This is a genomic window from Mesorhizobium sp. M6A.T.Cr.TU.016.01.1.1, assembly GCF_003952585.1.
GTDB lineage: Bacteria > Pseudomonadota > Alphaproteobacteria > Rhizobiales > Rhizobiaceae > Mesorhizobium > Mesorhizobium mediterraneum.
In genome coordinates this window covers 1347369-1363844 of sequence record NZ_CP034452.1, presented here as the reverse complement: position 1 = coordinate 1363844, position 16476 = coordinate 1347369, and the positions used below count along the sequence as shown (strand labels likewise).

The 16476-nt window shown below is 62.5% G+C and carries 14 protein-coding genes; 13 read left to right on the top strand and 1 reads right to left on the bottom strand.

What is annotated here, in order from left to right; translation table 11 throughout:
- Positions 1 to 155 precede the first annotated feature (155 nt).
- From lnt to trmB, 4 genes are all read left to right on the top strand, one after another.
- Positions 156 to 1748 (top strand): apolipoprotein N-acyltransferase, encoded by a 1593-nt coding sequence (gene lnt, locus EJ075_RS06285; protein ID WP_126103753.1) that lies wholly within the window; start codon positions 156 to 158, stop codon positions 1746 to 1748.
- A 137-nt stretch (positions 1749 to 1885) separates the two neighbouring features.
- The gene (locus EJ075_RS06280; RefSeq protein ID WP_095487857.1) at positions 1886 to 2305 is read left to right on the top strand and encodes a helix-turn-helix transcriptional regulator; all 420 of its coding nucleotides are present in this window, start codon (positions 1886 to 1888) and stop codon (positions 2303 to 2305) included.
- Between the two features lie 322 nt (positions 2306 to 2627).
- Positions 2628 to 3917, top strand: coding sequence for a methionine adenosyltransferase (gene metK / locus EJ075_RS06275; protein WP_095488070.1), 1290 nt, complete (start codon positions 2628 to 2630; stop codon positions 3915 to 3917).
- A 26-nt stretch (positions 3918 to 3943) separates the two neighbouring features.
- The gene (gene trmB / locus EJ075_RS06270; RefSeq protein ID WP_095487859.1) at positions 3944 to 4645 is read left to right on the top strand and encodes a tRNA (guanosine(46)-N7)-methyltransferase TrmB; all 702 of its coding nucleotides are present in this window, start codon (positions 3944 to 3946) and stop codon (positions 4643 to 4645) included.
- Positions 4646 to 4725: 80 nt separating this feature from the next.
- Here trmB and EJ075_RS06265 read toward each other — a convergent pair whose 3' ends face one another.
- Entirely contained in the window at positions 4726 to 4890 is a 165-nt protein-coding gene (locus EJ075_RS06265) for a hypothetical protein (RefSeq protein ID WP_095487861.1), read from the bottom strand.
- 337 nt (positions 4891 to 5227) lie between these two features.
- Here EJ075_RS06265 and rimP point away from each other — a divergent pair, with 337 nt between their 5' ends.
- The 9 genes from rimP (at position 5228) to pnp (ending at position 16444) form a co-directional block, all read left to right on the top strand.
- Positions 5228 to 5872 (top strand): ribosome maturation factor RimP, encoded by a 645-nt coding sequence (gene rimP / locus EJ075_RS06260; protein ID WP_095487863.1) that lies wholly within the window; start codon positions 5228 to 5230, stop codon positions 5870 to 5872.
- 48 nt (positions 5873 to 5920) lie between these two features.
- Positions 5921 to 7516 carry a transcription termination factor NusA gene (gene nusA / locus EJ075_RS06255; RefSeq protein WP_095488072.1) on the top strand — a complete coding sequence of 532 codons (1596 nt, stop codon included), beginning with the start codon at positions 5921 to 5923 and terminating at the stop codon, positions 7514 to 7516.
- 38 nt (positions 7517 to 7554) lie between these two features.
- Positions 7555 to 8205: an RNA-binding protein gene (locus EJ075_RS06250; protein WP_126103752.1), complete on the top strand. Its 651-nt coding sequence runs from the start codon at positions 7555 to 7557 to the stop codon at positions 8203 to 8205.
- The gene (gene infB, locus EJ075_RS06245; RefSeq protein WP_095487867.1) at positions 8202 to 10769 is read left to right on the top strand and encodes a translation initiation factor IF-2; all 2568 of its coding nucleotides are present in this window, start codon (positions 8202 to 8204) and stop codon (positions 10767 to 10769) included. Before EJ075_RS06250 ends, infB begins: the two co-directional genes overlap by 4 nt.
- Positions 10770 to 10893: 124 nt before the next feature.
- Entirely contained in the window at positions 10894 to 11331 is a 438-nt protein-coding gene (rbfA, locus tag EJ075_RS06240) for a 30S ribosome-binding factor RbfA (RefSeq protein WP_095487869.1), read from the top strand.
- Entirely contained in the window at positions 11331 to 12290 is a 960-nt protein-coding gene (truB, locus tag EJ075_RS06235) for a tRNA pseudouridine(55) synthase TruB (protein WP_126103751.1), read from the top strand. The genes rbfA and truB overlap by 1 nt, the downstream gene beginning before the upstream one ends.
- A gap of 45 nt (positions 12291 to 12335) precedes the next feature.
- The gene (gene corA, locus EJ075_RS06230; protein WP_095487873.1) at positions 12336 to 13430 is read left to right on the top strand and encodes a magnesium/cobalt transporter CorA; all 1095 of its coding nucleotides are present in this window, start codon (positions 12336 to 12338) and stop codon (positions 13428 to 13430) included.
- A 140-nt stretch (positions 13431 to 13570) separates the two neighbouring features.
- On the top strand, positions 13571 to 13882 hold the full coding sequence (gene rpsO, locus EJ075_RS06225) for a 30S ribosomal protein S15 (protein ID WP_280953385.1): 312 nt from the start codon (positions 13571 to 13573) through the stop codon (positions 13880 to 13882).
- Positions 13883 to 14296: 414 nt separating this feature from the next.
- On the top strand, positions 14297 to 16444 hold the full coding sequence (gene pnp, locus EJ075_RS06220; protein ID WP_126103750.1) for a polyribonucleotide nucleotidyltransferase: 2148 nt from the start codon (positions 14297 to 14299) through the stop codon (positions 16442 to 16444).
- Positions 16445 to 16476: the final 32 nt, after the last annotated feature.

Sequence of the window (16476 nt, the reverse complement as noted above, 5' to 3'; positions counted from 1 at the left end):
GGTTGGCCCGCGTCATCGGGCTCGTAGCATCAGGCGTCCGCAAGGAGTCGCGAGCCGAATTCAATCCGGCACGTTGGCTGAAGCGGTGGCCGTTTGGAGCGCGGACCGCGGCCTGATAAATCTTGCTCCGTGATTCGCACGACTCGGAAGCATCGATGAAGCGCCTGGCCGGCCGGATAATTCTGCTGTGGGGCTGGCGCCGCGCGCTTGTGGCGTTTCTTGCCGGGGCGCTGGCGGTTCTTGCCCAGGCGCCTTACGATTTCTTCGCCGTCTGTTTCGTTTCGTTCCCGCTGCTGGTCTGGCTTCTCGACGGCGCGACCGGCGAAGCCTCCGATGGCTGGTTCCGGCGTTTGCGGCCTGCTTTCGCCATCGGCTGGTGGTTTGGCTTCGGCTATTTTCTCGCTGGCCTGTGGTGGATCGGCTCGGCACTTCTGGTCGAGGCCGACAGCTTCGCCTGGGCGCTTCCCTTCGCAGTGGTCGGAATTCCGCTGGCGCTCGCCTTTTTCTACGGCTTCGCGACAGCGGTTGCCCGGTTGCTGTGGAGCAACGACATCGGCCGCATCGCTGCCCTTGGCTTCGGCTTTGCCCTGGCGGAATGGCTGCGCGACTTTCTATTCACCGGCTTTCCCTGGAATGCCGTCGGCTACGCGGCGCTGCCGGTGCCCTTGCTTATGCAGAGCGTGTCGGTGACCGGCATGGTTGGCATGAACGCGCTAACGGTCTTCGTCTTTTCATTGCCGGCCCTGCTTGCGGCGCGCCGGCATGTCCGCCTGGGGGCTGCACTGCTTGTCGTTCTCGTCTCGGCCCATGTCGGCTTCGGCTATATCAGGCTTGCTGCTCCGGAGAAGCCTGCGGAACGCAGCCTCGATGTCCGCATTGTGCAGCCGGCCGTTGACCTCAGCGAGAAGTGGGACGCTTCGGTGCCCGACCGGATCTTCGCCACGCTGACGGGACTTTCGGCCAAAGCGCCGGAGACTGGCCATGACAAGCCGCTGTTGATCCTATGGCCGGAGACCTCCGTGCCGTTCTTTTTCGCCCAGCGTCCCGATGCGCTGACCGCGCTGGGCGAGATGCTTGGCGACGGCCAGATGCTGATCGCCGGTGTTGTCCGGGAGGAGGGTGGCTCGGCGGCAAATGCCGACAGGCGGTATTACAATTCGGTGGTGGCGATCGACGACAAGGGTGAAATCGCAGATGCCGTCGACAAGGTTCATCTGGTGCCCTTTGGCGAATATCTGCCTTTTGCCGACCTGCTGGGCCGCTTCGGGCTCAAACAGCTTGTCGCCGGGCCGATGACCTACGCGGCGGGCAATGAGCGACATCCGATCGCGCTGCCCGGCGGTATCCGCGCGCTTCCGTTCATTTGCTATGAAGTCATCTTTCCCGATCTGGTGGCGGTTGACGCTACGTCAGCCGAGCTTATTGTGAACGTCACGAACGACGCGTGGTTCGGTGACACGCCGGGTCCATACCAGCATTTCAGGCAGGCGCAGATTCGCGCCGTGGAGAACGGGGTGCCCTTGTTGCGCGCAGCCAATAACGGCATCTCCGCTGTAGTCGATCCGCGCGGACGCATCCTTGACGCACTGGCGATCGACGCACGCGGAGCCATCGATGTCCATGTGCCGATTTCCAATCAGTCCGTCGTTTCTTCCAGCCAAAGGCGCATTAACGGACTGCTGATCATGTTGCTGCTTGGCCTGGCCGCTTTCGCATTGAATGTAAGGCAAAGGCTACGGGTGAATTGACAGTCGACACATTAGAAACTCATACTGTAACCGCCTGAAATTTCTCGAAGTCGGTACGTCGTTCTGTTGGGGCACTGGCCGCCGGCTTCGTTTGGGCAGAAAAACACAAAAAGCCGGAAAAATTCGGCGAGGAAAAAATGGCAGAAGAAAACAAGAAGAAGCCGAATCCTATCGACATCCATGTCGGAAGTCGCATCAGGCTTCGCCGCAATATGTTGGGAATGAGTCAGGAGAAGCTGGGCGAGAACCTCGGCATAACGTTTCAGCAGATACAGAAATACGAGAAGGGAACCAATCGCGTCGGCGCCAGCCGTTTGCAGGCAATAGCCTCGATACTCGGTGTTCCTGTCGCTTTCTTTTTCGAGGACGCGCCGGGCCAGGAGGCCGTGGGCAACCGCGGATTTGCCGAGGATGCATCAATGACTTTTGCGGTCGAATTCTGCGGCAGTCCTGAAGGGCTTCAACTCAACCGGGCCTTCGTCAAGATTGGCGACGTCAAGATACGCCGCAAGATCATCGAGCTCGTGAAGGCCCTTTCAACCGACGAGGTCGATTGATTGGGCCGATTGATTTGCGCCGATTGAGTTGGCAGGCAGTTTAAAGCCGGAAATGGCGAGGATGTCGTAGCCGGGCACGACCTCGCTGATCGCGGAATTTACATCCTGTAGGCAGGCCGGAGAGGAAATCGATTTTGCTCGACGCCCAACGTGTTGGAACTAAGCTCGCCGGCGGCATCCTGCCGCTGGTCGCAGTGGTGCAAGATAATAGCGCGATTTTCATGCCAGAATGGCCGCGCCGCTTGACGAGCGCCGCCCGGCACAGCTAACACGTGGCGCGCCAATCGGCAGCGTGCCGATATTTTTTCAAGAGGGGACACCCGTGACGCGGCAAAACTATTTATTCACCTCGGAATCCGTTGCCGAGGGTCATCCCGACAAGGTTTGCGATCGTATCTCCGACGAGATCGTCGATCTGGTCTATCGCGAGGCCAGAAAAACCGGCATGGACCCCTGGAAGGTCCGCGTCGCCTGCGAAACGCTGGCGACCACGAATCGCGTCGTCATCGCCGGCGAGGTGCGCGTCCCCGAGACCCTGCTCAAGAAGGACAAGGCTGGCAATATCCTGATGGATGCCGCCGGTCATCCGCTCGTCAATCCGGCGAAGTTCAAGTCGGCCGCCCGCAAGGCGATCCGCGAAATCGGCTATGAACAGGCCGGTTTCCACTGGAAGACGGCAAAGATCGAGGTTCTGCTGCACGGCCAGTCGCCGGATATCGGCCAGGGCGTCGACAATGCCTCCGACCGGCAAGGCGAGGAAGGGGCCGGCGACCAGGGCATCATGTTCGGCTATGCCTGCCGCGAGACACCGGATCTGATGCCGGCGCCGATCTACTACAGCCATAAGATCCTCGAACTGCTGGCCGCCGCGCGCCATGAGGGCAACGGCGATGCCGGCCGGCTCGGGCCGGACGCCAAGAGCCAGGTCACCGTCCGCTATGTCGACGGCAAGGCGGCGGAAGTGACGCAAATCGTGCTGTCCACCCAGCATCTCGACGCCAGCTGGGATTCGAAGAAGGTCCGCAACGTCGTCGAGCCCTATATCCGCGAGGCGCTGGGCGAGCTGAAGATCGCCGACAGCTGCAACTGGTACATCAACCCGACGGGCAAGTTCGTCATCGGCGGCCCCGACGGCGACGCCGGCCTGACCGGACGCAAGATCATCGTCGATACTTACGGCGGTGCTGCGCCCCATGGCGGCGGTGCTTTTTCCGGCAAGGACACCACCAAGGTCGATCGTTCCGCGGCCTATGCGGCACGCTACCTGGCCAAGAACGTGGTGGCGGCGAAGCTCGCCGATCGCTGCACCATCCAGCTTTCCTATGCCATTGGCGTCGCCCAGCCGCTGTCGGTCTATGTCGACCTGCACGGCACCGGCAAGGTCGATGAGGCGAAGCTCGAGCAGGCGCTGCGCACCGTGATGGACCTGTCGCCGTCCGGCATTCGCCGTCACCTCGATCTCAACAAGCCGATTTATGCCAAGACGTCGTCTTATGGCCATTTCGGCCGCAAGGCCGGCCGCGACGGGTCCTTCTCCTGGGAAAAGACCGACCTCGCCAAGGCGCTCAAGGATGCACTCGCCGAAGCGCCCGCCGAAGCAGTCGCGGCCTAGCCGCGGCGTCCATAGATCCGAAAGACGTGGATCCGAAAGACCGGCCAAGCCGTGCGACCGAAGCATTTTTCGGTCGCCGGCGCGGCAAGACCATCCGTCCGCAGCAGGCGGCGGCACTGGAAAGCGGCTTCCGCACCTACCGGCTCGATCTGATGGCCGGACCGCCGGCCGAACTGCGCAGCCTGTTCGAAGCGGATGTCTGCGCCATTCATCTCGAGATTGGTTTCGGCGGCGGCGAGCACCTGCTGCATCGGGCGACGGCAGCTCCTGAGACCGGCTTTATCGGCGTCGAGCCTTTCGTCAACGGCATGGCCAAGATGATGATGGCGGTCAGGGAACGGCCGCTGGCCAATCTTCGGGTCTATGACGACGATGCCACGCGCCTGCTCGACTGGCTCCCGCAAGCCTCGCTCGACGGCATCGACCTTCTCTATCCCGATCCCTGGCCGAAAAAGAAACACTGGAAGCGCCGCTTCGTCAGTCCGGTCAATCTCGACCGTTTCGCGCGCGTCCTGAAGTCAGGCGGAAAATTCCGCTTTGCGTCCGATATCGATAGCTATGTGAACTGGACGCTGCTGCACTGCCGGGCGCATGATGCGTTTGAATGGCAGGCTGAAGAGGCAGCCGATTGGCATCGGCCCTATGAGGGTTGGCCGGGTACGCGCTACGAGGCGAAGGCCATTCGCGAAGGCCGTCGGCCTGCCTATCTCACCTTCGTCCGAAGATAGGCGACCAAGTTAAGCAGCGCCCCATCGCGCGCTTTGCCGTCGACGAGGACCAAGGACGTCCTCGTCCTGCTTCGCAGGTCTTAGAAGCGGCCGATCTTGTCGAAGGCGGCCGGATCCACGCCGAGATTGCGCAGATCATGCGCGCGCGGCTTGCGGCCGGCTTCGACGGCGTGCGAAGCGGCGACGGCGCTGCCGAACACAGTGAAGAAATCGCCGATGGCCGAGAAAACCTTGCGGTTGGTCATGATTATGCCCTTTCGCCTGCTGCAATGTGACTGAATTTGTGCAGCGCAACATAGATAGGCGCGTATTGCCTGATATCACAGGGACGTTGCCGCATGGCCGCCATGCGTCCTGTGCAACGCTGCTGCCTCCTCATGGAGACAGAAAACCGGACAACTGGTGTGCTACCTAATCCGGACAACTCATCTGCTTACGACAGACCCCGCATGCGGACTTGAAACGCCGGCTGCGATCGTCTATATCAAGCTCAAATTCTTGGTCGGTATGGCGAAGAGTGGGTCCACCCGGTCCCGCTCTTTTTTGTTACCTTCCGACCGCCAATGAAGCGACAGGAATAGAATGACCGCAACGGCGACCGACAGCGACGACCGCATCATCCGCGAAAGCGGCATCGATGCGCGCGTCGCGCTGATCGTGCAGCCGGTGCTGCGTGCCATCGGCTTTCGCCTTGTCAGGGTGCATCTGACGGGCCAGAACGGGCTGACGCTGCAGATCATGGCCGAGCGCGAGGACGGCACCATGACCGTCGAGGATTGCGAAGAGGTCAGCCGGGCAGTGTCGCCGGCCCTCGATGTCGATGATCCGATCGAAAAGGCGTATCATCTCGAAGTGTCGTCGCCGGGTATCGACCGGCCGCTGGTCCGCAAGTCGGATTTCGCGACCTGGACGGGCCATCTGGTGAAGATGGAAACGTCGGTCCTTGTCGCCGACCGCAAGCGCTTCAAGGGCAAGATCGCCGAGAGCGATGCGGACGGCGTGCTGATCGAGCGCGACAAGGCGGCCTATGGCGAGGAGCCGACGGTGCGCGTGCCCTACGATGCGATTGCAGAAGCGCGGCTGATCCTGACCGATGACCTTATCCGCGATGCGCTGTCGAAGGACAACAGGGCGCGCAAGGAAGCCAAGAAGCGCCGCGGCGAACCCGAAGACGCGCCAGAGGGCGTAGAAGCGGGCGCGGAAGACGAAACCGAACAGGAAATGTGATTGGGCTGCCGGGCGCAAAGGCTCGGCAACAAGCTCGGGAGAAAAAAGATGGTTGTAAGCGCCAACAGGCTTGAACTGCTGCAGATCGCCGACGCGGTCGCGCGTGAAAAGTCGATCGACAAGTCGATCGTCATCGCCGCCATGGCCGATGCGATCCAGAAGGCGGCGCGCTCGCGCTATGGCCAGGAAACCAACATCCGTGCCGACATCAATCCGAACACCGGCGAGATGAAGCTGCAGCGGCTGATGGAAGTGGTCGAGAAGGTCGACGACTATGCGACGCAGATCGCCATTTCCTCGGCGCGCGAGCGCAATCCCGACGCCCAGCTCGGCGACTTCATTGCCGAGCAGCTGCCGCCGATGGATTTCGGCCGCATCGCCGCCCAGTCGGCCAAGCAGGTCATCGTCCAGAAGGTGCGCGAGGCCGAGCGTGACCGCCAATATGACGAGTACAAGGACCGCATCGGCGAGATCGTCAACGGCACCGTCAAGCGCGTCGAATACGGCAATGTCATCGTCGATCTCGGCCGTGGCGAGGCGATCATCCGCCGCGACGAGCTGATCCCGCGCGAAAACTACAAATATGGCGATCGCGTCCGCGCCTATGTCTACGATGTGCGCCGCGAGCAGCGCGGTCCGCAGATATTCCTGTCGCGCACCCATCCGCAGTTCATGGCGAAGCTGTTCACCATGGAAGTGCCGGAAATCTACGACGGCATCATCGAGATCAAGTCGGTCGCCCGCGATCCGGGCTCGCGCGCCAAGATCGCCGTCATCTCGCGTGACAGTTCCATCGATCCGGTCGGCGCCTGCGTCGGCATGCGCGGCAGCCGCGTTCAGGCGGTGGTCGGCGAATTGCAGGGCGAGAAGATCGACATCATTCCGTGGTCGCCTTCGGCCGCTTCCTTCATCGTCAACGCGTTGCAGCCGGCGGAAGTCGCCAAGGTCGTGCTCGACGAGGACGCCGAACGCATCGAGGTCGTGGTGCCGGACGACCAGCTGTCGCTGGCTATCGGCCGCCGCGGCCAGAACGTCCGGCTTGCCTCGCAGCTCACCGGCTGGGATATCGACATCCTGACCGAGCAGGAAGAGAGCGAGCGCCGCCAGAAAGAGTTCGTCGAACGCTCGGCGCTGTTCATGGATGCGCTCAACGTCGACGAGATGGTCGGCCAGGTGCTCGCCTCCGAAGGCTTCACCAGCGTCGAGGAAGTCGCCTATGTCGATGCCGACGAGATCGCGTCGATCGACGGCTTCGACGAGGACACCGCCTCGGAAATCCAGGCCCGCGCCCGCGAGTATCTGGAGAAGATCGAAGCCGAGCATGACGAGAAGCGCAAGGCGCTGGGGGTCGAGGACGAGCTGCGTGAGATCCCTGGCGTGACCACCGCCATGATGGTGACGCTCGGCGAGGACGGCGTGAAGACGATCGAGGATTTCGCCGGCTATGCGGCCGACGACCTGACCGGCTGGAAGGAACGCAAGGACGGCGAGACGAAGGTGTTCCCCGGTGTGCTCGCCAGTCACGGCGTGTCGCGCGCCGATGCCGAGCAGATGGTTCTGGCTGCCCGCCTCAAGGCCGGCTGGATCACCGAAGACGAGCTTGTAGCCGAAGACGTGCCGGCTGACGAAGCCGTTGGTGCGTGAGGTGAAACCGCATCGCACACAACCCGCCCTTGGACGAGATGAACGATCGCACTTGCATCGTCACGCGCAGACAGGCCGAACCGGATGAACTGATCCGTTTCGTCGTCGGCCCGGATTCGGCCGTCGTTCCGGATATCAAGAAAAACCTGCCCGGCCGCGGTTGCTGGGTGACGGCCGACCGCCTACATATCGACAAGGCGGCAGCGAAAAACCTGTTCGCTCGCGCCTTTAAGGCGCAGGTGATCGTGCCGACCGATCTCGGCGGCATGGTCGACGGGCTGCTTTCCAGATACGCTCTGGGCATGCTCGGTCTTGCCCGCAAGGCAGGCGCGATCGCGCTCGGCGCCACCAAGGTTGAGAGCGCGGTGCGTGGTGGGCTGGCGCTTTTCGTGTTGCATGCGGCCGAGGCGTCAGATGACGGCGTCCGCAAGATCAGCCAGGCGCGACGGGCAACCGTCCACCTTGGTGGCCCCGCCATCCTTGCCTACAAACTTTTCTCCGAGGCCGAGTTGAGCTTGGCATTGGGGGGTACAAATGTGATACATGCTGCCGTTCTCGCGGGAGACGCGGGCAGGGCGGTCCAGAAGCGCATGGTTGCGCTCGACCGGTATCGGGGCGGTTCCCCGGACGATCTGGCAATGCTTGCGGCCGTTGCTGACGAAGATGATGCCGCAGAGGATATGGAATGAGCGATACGAAATCGGGCGACGACAAGACGTTGAGTGTGACGCCGAAGAAGACCTTGACGCTGAAGCGCCCCGGTACTGAACAGGGCACCGTGCGCCAAAGCTTCTCGCATGGCCGCACCAAGGCGGTCGTGGTCGAGACCAAGAAGCGCAAGTTCTCGCTGCCCGGCGACAAGCCGGAGCCGGCTGCTGCCCCTGTGTCAGTCTTCACGCCGAAGCCGCCGGTCGCGGCAGCGCCCGTTGTGCAGGAAGCGCCCAAGGCGCCGCCGCCTCCGCCGCCTGTCGAGCGCGGCGGCATGGTGCTGAACGAATTGTCGCGCAATGAGATGGAGGCGCGCCGCCGGGCCCTTGAGGGCTCGAAGGTCCGCGACGTCGAGGATCGCCAGCGCGCCATCGACGAGGCCAAGCGCCGCGCCGAGGATGAAGAGCGCCGCCGCCGCGAGCGCGAGGAATCCGCGCGCCGCCAGGCCGAGGAAGAGGCTCGGCTGCAGGCTGAGGCCGAGTCCCGCCGGCGTGCCGAGGAAGAGGCGCGTCGCCGCGCGCCGCTGGCCGCCGAACTGGCGACAGTCGACGACGAGGACATCAAGCCGAAGCGGACCGGCGCCGGTGCCCCGGTGCGCCGTCCGGTCACGCCCGAAGTGGCGCGTCCGGCCAAGCCGACCAAGGGCGAGGAAGATCGCCGCCGCGGCAAGCTGACGCTGAACGCCGCACTTTCCGATGAGGATGCGCGTGCGCGTTCGCTGTCGTCGATGCGTCGGCGCCAGGAGAAATTCAAGCGCGCGCTGCATAACGAACCGCGCGAGAAAGTCATGCGCGAAGTGATACTGCCCGAAACCATCACCATCCAAGAACTGGCGCAGCGCATGTCCGAGCGCGCCGTCGATGTGGTCAAGTTCTTCATGAAACAGGGCCAGATCCTGAAGCCGGGCGACGTCATCGACGCCGACACGGCCGAGCTGGTCGCCACCGAATTCGGCCACACGGTTCGCCGCGTCGCCGAGTCCGACATTGAGGAAGGCCTGTTCAACATCGCCGATCGCCCAGAAGATCTGGAATCGCGGCCGCCGGTGGTGACGATCATGGGCCATGTCGATCACGGCAAGACGTCGCTGCTCGATGCTATCCGCAACGCAAATGTCGTGTCCGGCGAGGCTGGCGGCATCACCCAGCATATCGGCGCCTATCAGGTCGAGAAGAACGGTCACAAGATCACCTTCATCGACACGCCCGGCCACGCCGCCTTCACGGCGATGCGCGCCCGCGGCGCCCAGGCGACTGACATCGCCATCCTCGTGGTGGCGGCCGATGACAGCGTGATGCCGCAGACGATCGAATCGATCAGCCATGCCAAGGCGGCCGGCGTCCCGATCATCGTGGCGATCAACAAGATCGACAAGCATGACGCCGACCCGCAGAAGGTGCGCTCTGAGCTGCTGCGCCACGAAGTCTTCGTGGAATCGATGGGCGGCGAGGTGCTGGATGTCGAAGTGTCGGCGACCAAGGGCACCAATCTCGACAAGCTGCTCGAAGCGATCCTGCTGCAGGCCGAAATCCTCGACCTGAAGGCCAATCCGGACCGCACCGCCGAGGGCGTCGTCATCGAAGCCCAGCTCGACAAGGGCCGCGGTCCCGTCGCCACGGTGCTGGTCCAGACAGGCACGCTGATGCCCGGCGACATCCTCGTTGCCGGCAACGAATGGGGCCGGGTGCGTGCGCTGGTCAACGACCGCGGCGGGCAGATCAAGGAAGCGCCGCCGGCAATGCCGGTGGAGGTGCTTGGTCTGCAGGGAACACCGCAGGCCGGCGACCGTTTCGCCGTCGTCAACAACGAGGCCCGTGCCCGCGAGATCACCGAATACCGCCAGCGTCTGGCGCGCGAGAAGGCGGTGGCCAAGCATGCCGGCCAGCGTGGGTCGCTCGAACAGATGATGTCGCAGCTGCAGACGAGCGGGCTGAAGGAATTCCCGCTGGTCATCAAGGGCGACGTGCAGGGCTCGATCGAGGCGATCAACGCGGCGCTGGACAAGCTCGGCACCGACGAGGTGCGTGCGCGCATCGTCCATGCGGGCGCCGGCGGCATCACCGAAAGCGATGTGTCGCTGGCGGAAACCTCGGGTGCTGCGATCATCGGCTTCAACGTCCGCGCCAATGTGCAGGCGCGCGCGGCTGCCGCGGCGGCAGGCATAGAGATCCGCTACTATTCGATCATCTACAATCTCGTGGATGACGTGAAGGCTGCGCTCTCCGGCCTGCTTTCGCCGGAGCGTCGCGAGACCTTCATCGGCAATGCGGAGATCCTCGAGATCTTCGACATCACCAAGGTCGGCAAGATCGCCGGCTGCCGTGTCACCGAAGGCAAGGTCGAGCGCGGTGCGGGCGTTCGCCTGATCCGCGATAACGTCGTCATCCACGAAGGCACGCTGAAGACCCTGAAGCGCTTCAAGGACGAAGTTGCGGAAGTCCCAGGTGGCCAGGAATGCGGCATGGCCTTCCAGAACTACGAAGACATGCGCGTCGGCGACGTCATCGAGTGCTTCCGCGTCGAGATGGTGACCAGGACGCTCTGAGTTCGAGCAGCTTGAGCTCAAGCATCTACTGAGACCGGGCGGTGGTCGAAAGACCGCCGCCCAAACCATATGAGACATGCGGCGCGGTCCCATCCCGCGCTTCACGATTTCAGGATAGAGAAAAATGCCCCGTTCAACCACATCAGGCCCATCCCAGCGCATGCTTCGCGTCGGCGAGCAGGTGCGCCATGCGCTTTCGGAAACCTTGCAGCGTGGCGAGATCCTCGATCCCTTGATCGAGAATGCCGTGGTTTCGGTCTCGGAAGTGCGCATGTCGCCCGATCTGAAGATCGCCACCGCCTTCGTCTCGCCGCTCGGCGCAAGTGATACCGATGCGGTGGTCGAGGCGCTCAACAAGCATGCGAAATTCGTGCGCGGCCGCGTTTCCGGCGCGCTCCGGCAGATGAAGTACATGCCCGAGTTCCGCTTCCGGCTCGACACCAGCTACGACAATTTCCAGAAGATCAACGAATTGCTGCACTCGCCCGAAGTGGCGCGCGACCTCGGCACAGATGCCCAGATTGACGACCAGAATAAAGACAATGACAAGGACGAAAAATAGTGGCGCGTCGCGGCAAGAAGAAGGGCCGGCCGATCTCCGGCTGGCTGGTGCTGGACAAGCCCGTCGGCATGGGTTCGACCGAAGCCGTCTCCAAGATCAAATGGCTGTTCCAGGCCGAAAAGGCCGGCCATGCCGGCACGCTCGACCCGCTCGCTTCCGGCATGCTGCCGATCGCGCTCGGCGAAGCGACCAAGACCGTGCCTTATGTCCAGGATGGCGCCAAGGTCTACCGCTTCACGGTTGCCTGGGGTGAGGAGCGTTCGACCGATGACCTTGAAGGGCCGGTGACGAAAAGCTCCGACCAGCGTCCGGCTGAAGCCGATGTGCTTTTGCTGATGCCGAAATACACCGGCGTCATCATGCAGACGCCGCCACAATTTTCAGCCATCAAGATCGCAGGCGAGCGCGCCTATGACCTTGCCCGCGACGGCGCGACGGTCGACATTCCGGCGCGGGAAGTCGAGATCGGCCGTCTCGACCTGATTGAGCACAGTGCTGATCGCACCATTTTCGAGGTCGAATGCGGCAAGGGCACTTATGTGCGCTCGCTGGCCCGCGACATGGGCCGCGACCTCGGCTGTTTCGGTCACATCGCCGAACTGCGCCGGATCGAGGTCGAGCCGTTCACGCAGGAAGACTTCGTCACCATCGCCGAGCTGGAAGCCGCCCGCTTTGGCGAACGGGGCGAAAGTTCGGATTCAGCGGACACGGTGCCAGTCGACTTCGACGCGATCGACGCGCTTCTGGTCGATACATCAGCCGCGCTCGACTGCCTGCCGCAGATCGCGATCAGTGACGACGCGGCAACAAAAATCCGCCTCGGCAATCCGGTCATCATCCGCGGCCGCGATGCGCCGGTGGAAGCTGAGGAGGCCTGCGCAACGGCGCGCGGCAAGCTGGTCGCCATCGGCGCCATCGAACAAGGCATGTTCAAGCCGAAGCGGGTCTTTGCCGGGTGAGTCCCGTCGTCTAATCTCGATGAGACTTAAACATCCGAGGGGCACATGGCAAAGGCCGAGACGATCAAGAAGCGGGCGCCGGTGACGGCACGGCGGCCGCCGGTTGGCGCATCGCCGGGCACACTGATCGCCGACCCGGCGGCGCGGCGCAGCGAACTGCGACTGACACTGATGTCGCCCAATAAATTCGAGACGATCGAAGATGCCAGCATCGACGACGTCAAAGCCAATTGCGACACATGGCCGGTCATCTGGCTCGACTGTACCGGTCTCGCCAACATCCCGCTGATCGAGGAGATCGGCCGGATTTTCAGCCTGCATCCGCTGGCGCTGGAAGATGTCGTCAACACCGGCCAGCGGCCGAAGGTGGACTTCTTCGAGGACCATGCCTTTGTCGTCGTCAGGATGATCGACGACGTCACCGCGCATCGCTACGAGCAGATCGCCGTCTTCTTCGGCAAGAACTTCGTCGTCACCTTCCAGGAGCGCGAAGGCGATCCGTTCGATCCCGTGCGCAAGCGCATCGAAAGCTCGATGCCCAACCGGTTGCGCGCACGCGGAGCAGACTATCTCGCCTATGCCCTGATCGACGCCATCGTCGACAGCTATTTCCCGCCGATCGAGGCTGCCGGCGAATTGGTCGACAGCATCGAGGACCAGATGCTGCGCGCGTCGGATAAGCACCAGATGCGGCAGCTTCACGAGTTGCGGCGCGACGCCAATGTGCTGAAGGGGGTGCTTTGGCCGATGCGCGATGCGCTGGCCACGCTGATCCGCAACGACGTGCCCTATGTGAAGGCCGAGACCAAGGTTTTCCTGAACGACACGCTCGACCACTCGCTTCGGCTCATTGAACTGGTCGAAACCCAGCGCGACATGCTGACCGGTCTGATCGAGATGCATCTGTCGCTGAGCCAGGCGCGCACCAGCGATGTCATCAGCTATCTGACGATCGTCTCGGTGATCTTCATCCCGCTAACCTTTCTCGTTGGCGTGTGGGGCATGAACTTCGATCCAGAAAGCTCGCCATGGAACATGCCGGAGTTGAAGGCCCAATACGGCTATCCGGCGGCGCTCGTGTTCATGGCCCTTGTCGCGTTCGGGCTGATTGCCTTCTTCAGATGGAAGAAGTGGCTTTAGCCGAAGGGAAATCTTCGTTTGTGCCGCAAAAAGCCGGCTTGTGAATTGGGCTGGTGTTTTTGCCTGAATTGCACTATATGCGCCGCAGCATCGTGCAATGACACGTTGCTTGTACCGGCCCCTGCTGGACGACATCCCGGCTGAGGGCGTCCCGTTTCCTCAAACAGATAAGGAAAAACACGATGTCGATTACTGCCGAGCGCAAGAAGGAATTGATGGGTGAATTCGCAACCGCCAAGGGCGATACCGGGTCTCCGGAAGTCCAGGTGGCCATCCTTTCCGAGCGCATCAAGAACCTGACCGACCATTTCAAGGACCACAAGAAGGATAACCATTCCCGCCGTGGTCTGCTTGCTCTCGTCTCCCAGCGCCGTAGTCTGCTTGATTATCTCAAGCGCAAGGATGACGCGCGCTATCAGACGCTGATCGAGAAGCTCGGTCTGCGCCGTTGACGAATTGACCGGCGGGTTCTTTCGAGAGCCCGCCGGTCGCGCATTGGAGCATCGGATCAGTCCATTGCTCTATGAAGGAAGTAGAGCGCCGCGCATCGATCTAGACGCGCAAATAGGACGCTCTGAAAGTTTGAATTTGCGCATGATGCTTTCCGCAGGCCGCGGTTTCGGGATCATGCGCAAGGCCAGTCGGATCGATTGGCCAGACCCGGTTTCGAAATAGCACAGGGCCATTCGAAACCGCCCATGGACGGTCATGGGGCAGGATTGCAGGACGCTCGCGCGGCAATCGCGCCGGATTTACCCGAGCTTCCCGTTGTCTTGCCCGTGGCTGCCCGAGAAATGAAGCCAAGGGAAAGGGGCACTCGCGCACGGTGAAACGGCGCGGCCCTTTCCGCATATGAAGGACAAGATATGTTCAATCACCATAAAGTGGAAATCGAATGGGGCGGCCGCCCGCTCATCCTCGAAACCGGCAAGATCGCGCGCCAGGCTGACGGCGCGGTGCTCGCCACCTACGGCGAAACCAAGGTTCTCGCCACCGTCGTTTCGATGAAGGAGCCGAAGCCCGGCCTCGATTTCTTCCCGCTAACCGTCAACTACCAGGAAAAGACCTATGCCGCCGGCAAGATCCCGGGCGGCTATTTCAAGCGCGAAGGACGTCCGAGCGAGAAGGAAACGCTGGTTTCCCGCCTTATCGATCGTCCGATCCGCCCGCTCTTCGCCGACGGCTACAAGAACGACACGCAGATCGTCGTCACCGTCGTCCAGCATGATCTCGAAAACGACCCCGACATCCTGTCGATCGTCGCCACCTCGGCGGCCTTGACGCTGTCCGGCGTCCCCTTCATGGGCCCGATCGGCGGCGCCCGCGTCGGTTACATCAACGGCGAATATGTGCTCAATCCGCATGTCGACGAGATGCAGGAATCCAAGCTTGACCTGATCGTCGCCGGCACCTCAGACGCCGTGCTGATGGTTGAGTCCGAAGCCAAGGAGCTCGGTGAGGACCTGATGCTCGGCGCCGTCATGTTCGGCCATCGCGGCTTCCAGCCGGTGATCGATGCGATCATCAAGCTGGCCGAGGTTGCCGCCAAGGACCCGCGCGATTTCACCGCGCCGGACTATTCGGCGCTTGAAGCAGAGATGCTGAAGATCGTCGAAGGCGAGCTTCGCGAAGCCTACAAGATCACCGACAAGCAGAAGCGCTACGCCGCCGTCGATGCCGTCAAGGCGAAGGTCAAGGCTGCGTTCGTACCCGCCGAAGGCGAGGAAGCAAAATACACGTCCGAGCAGATCGGCACCGTGTTCAAGGAGCTCCAGGCCAAGGTCGTGCGCTGGAACATCCTCGACACCGGCTCGCGCATCGACGGCCGCGACCTGAAGACGGTCCGCAAGATCGTCTCCGAAGTCGGCGTCCTGCCACGCACCCACGGCTCGGCGCTGTTCACCCGCGGCGAGACCCAGGCGCTGGTCGTCGCCACGCTCGGCACCGGCGAGGACGAGCAGTATGTCGATTCGCTGACCGGCATGTACAAGGAGAAATTCCTCCTTCATTACAACTTCCCTCCCTATTCGGTTGGTGAAACCGGCCGCATGGGTTCGCCCGGCCGCCGCGAAATCGGCCACGGCAAGCTCGCCTGGCGCGCCATCCGCCCGATGCTGCCGACCGCCGATCAGTTCCCCTACACGCTGCGCGTCGTCTCGGAGATCACCGAGTCCAACGGTTCGTCGTCGATGGCCACCGTCTGCGGCACCTCGCTGGCGCTGATGGATGCCGGTGTGCCGCTGGCCAAGCCGGTCGCCGGCATCGCCATGGGTCTCATCAAGGAAGGCGAGCGCTTCGCGGTGCTCTCCGACATCCTCGGCGACGAGGATCACCTCGGCGATATGGACTTCAAGGTTGCCGGCACCGCCAACGGCATCACCTCGTTGCAGATGGACATCAAGATCGAGGGCATCACCGAGGAGATCATGAAGATCGCGCTCGGCCAGGCCAAGGACGGCCGCCAGCACATTCTCGGTGAAATGGCCAATGCGCTGTCCGGTGCCCGTTCCGAGCTCGGCGAGTTCGCGCCGCGCATCGAGGTCATGCACATCCCGACCGACAAGATCCGCGACGTGATCGGCTCGGGCGGCAAGGTCATCCGCGAGATCGTCGAAAAGACCGGCGCCAAGATCAACATCGAAGACGACGGCACGGTCAAGATCGCTTCGTCCAATGCCAAGGAGATCGAGGCGGCGAAGAAGTGGATCCACACCATCGTTGCCGAGCCGGAAGTCGGCGAGATCTACGAGGGCACGGTCGTCAAGACCGCCGACTTCGGCGCATTCGTCAACTTCTTCGGTCCGCGTGACGGCCTCGTCCACATCTCGCAGCTCGCCAACGATCGCGTCGCCAAGACCTCCGACGTCGTCAAGGAAGGCGACAAGGTCTGGGTCAAGCTGATGGGCTTCGATGAACGCGGCAAGGTCCGCCTGTCGATGAAGGTCGTCGACCAGGCCACGGGCAAGGAAATCGCCCGCGACAAGAAGGCCGAAGGCGAAGAAGACGCCGCCTGAGCGATCTGACGGTATAATCGAAGCGGGCGCGC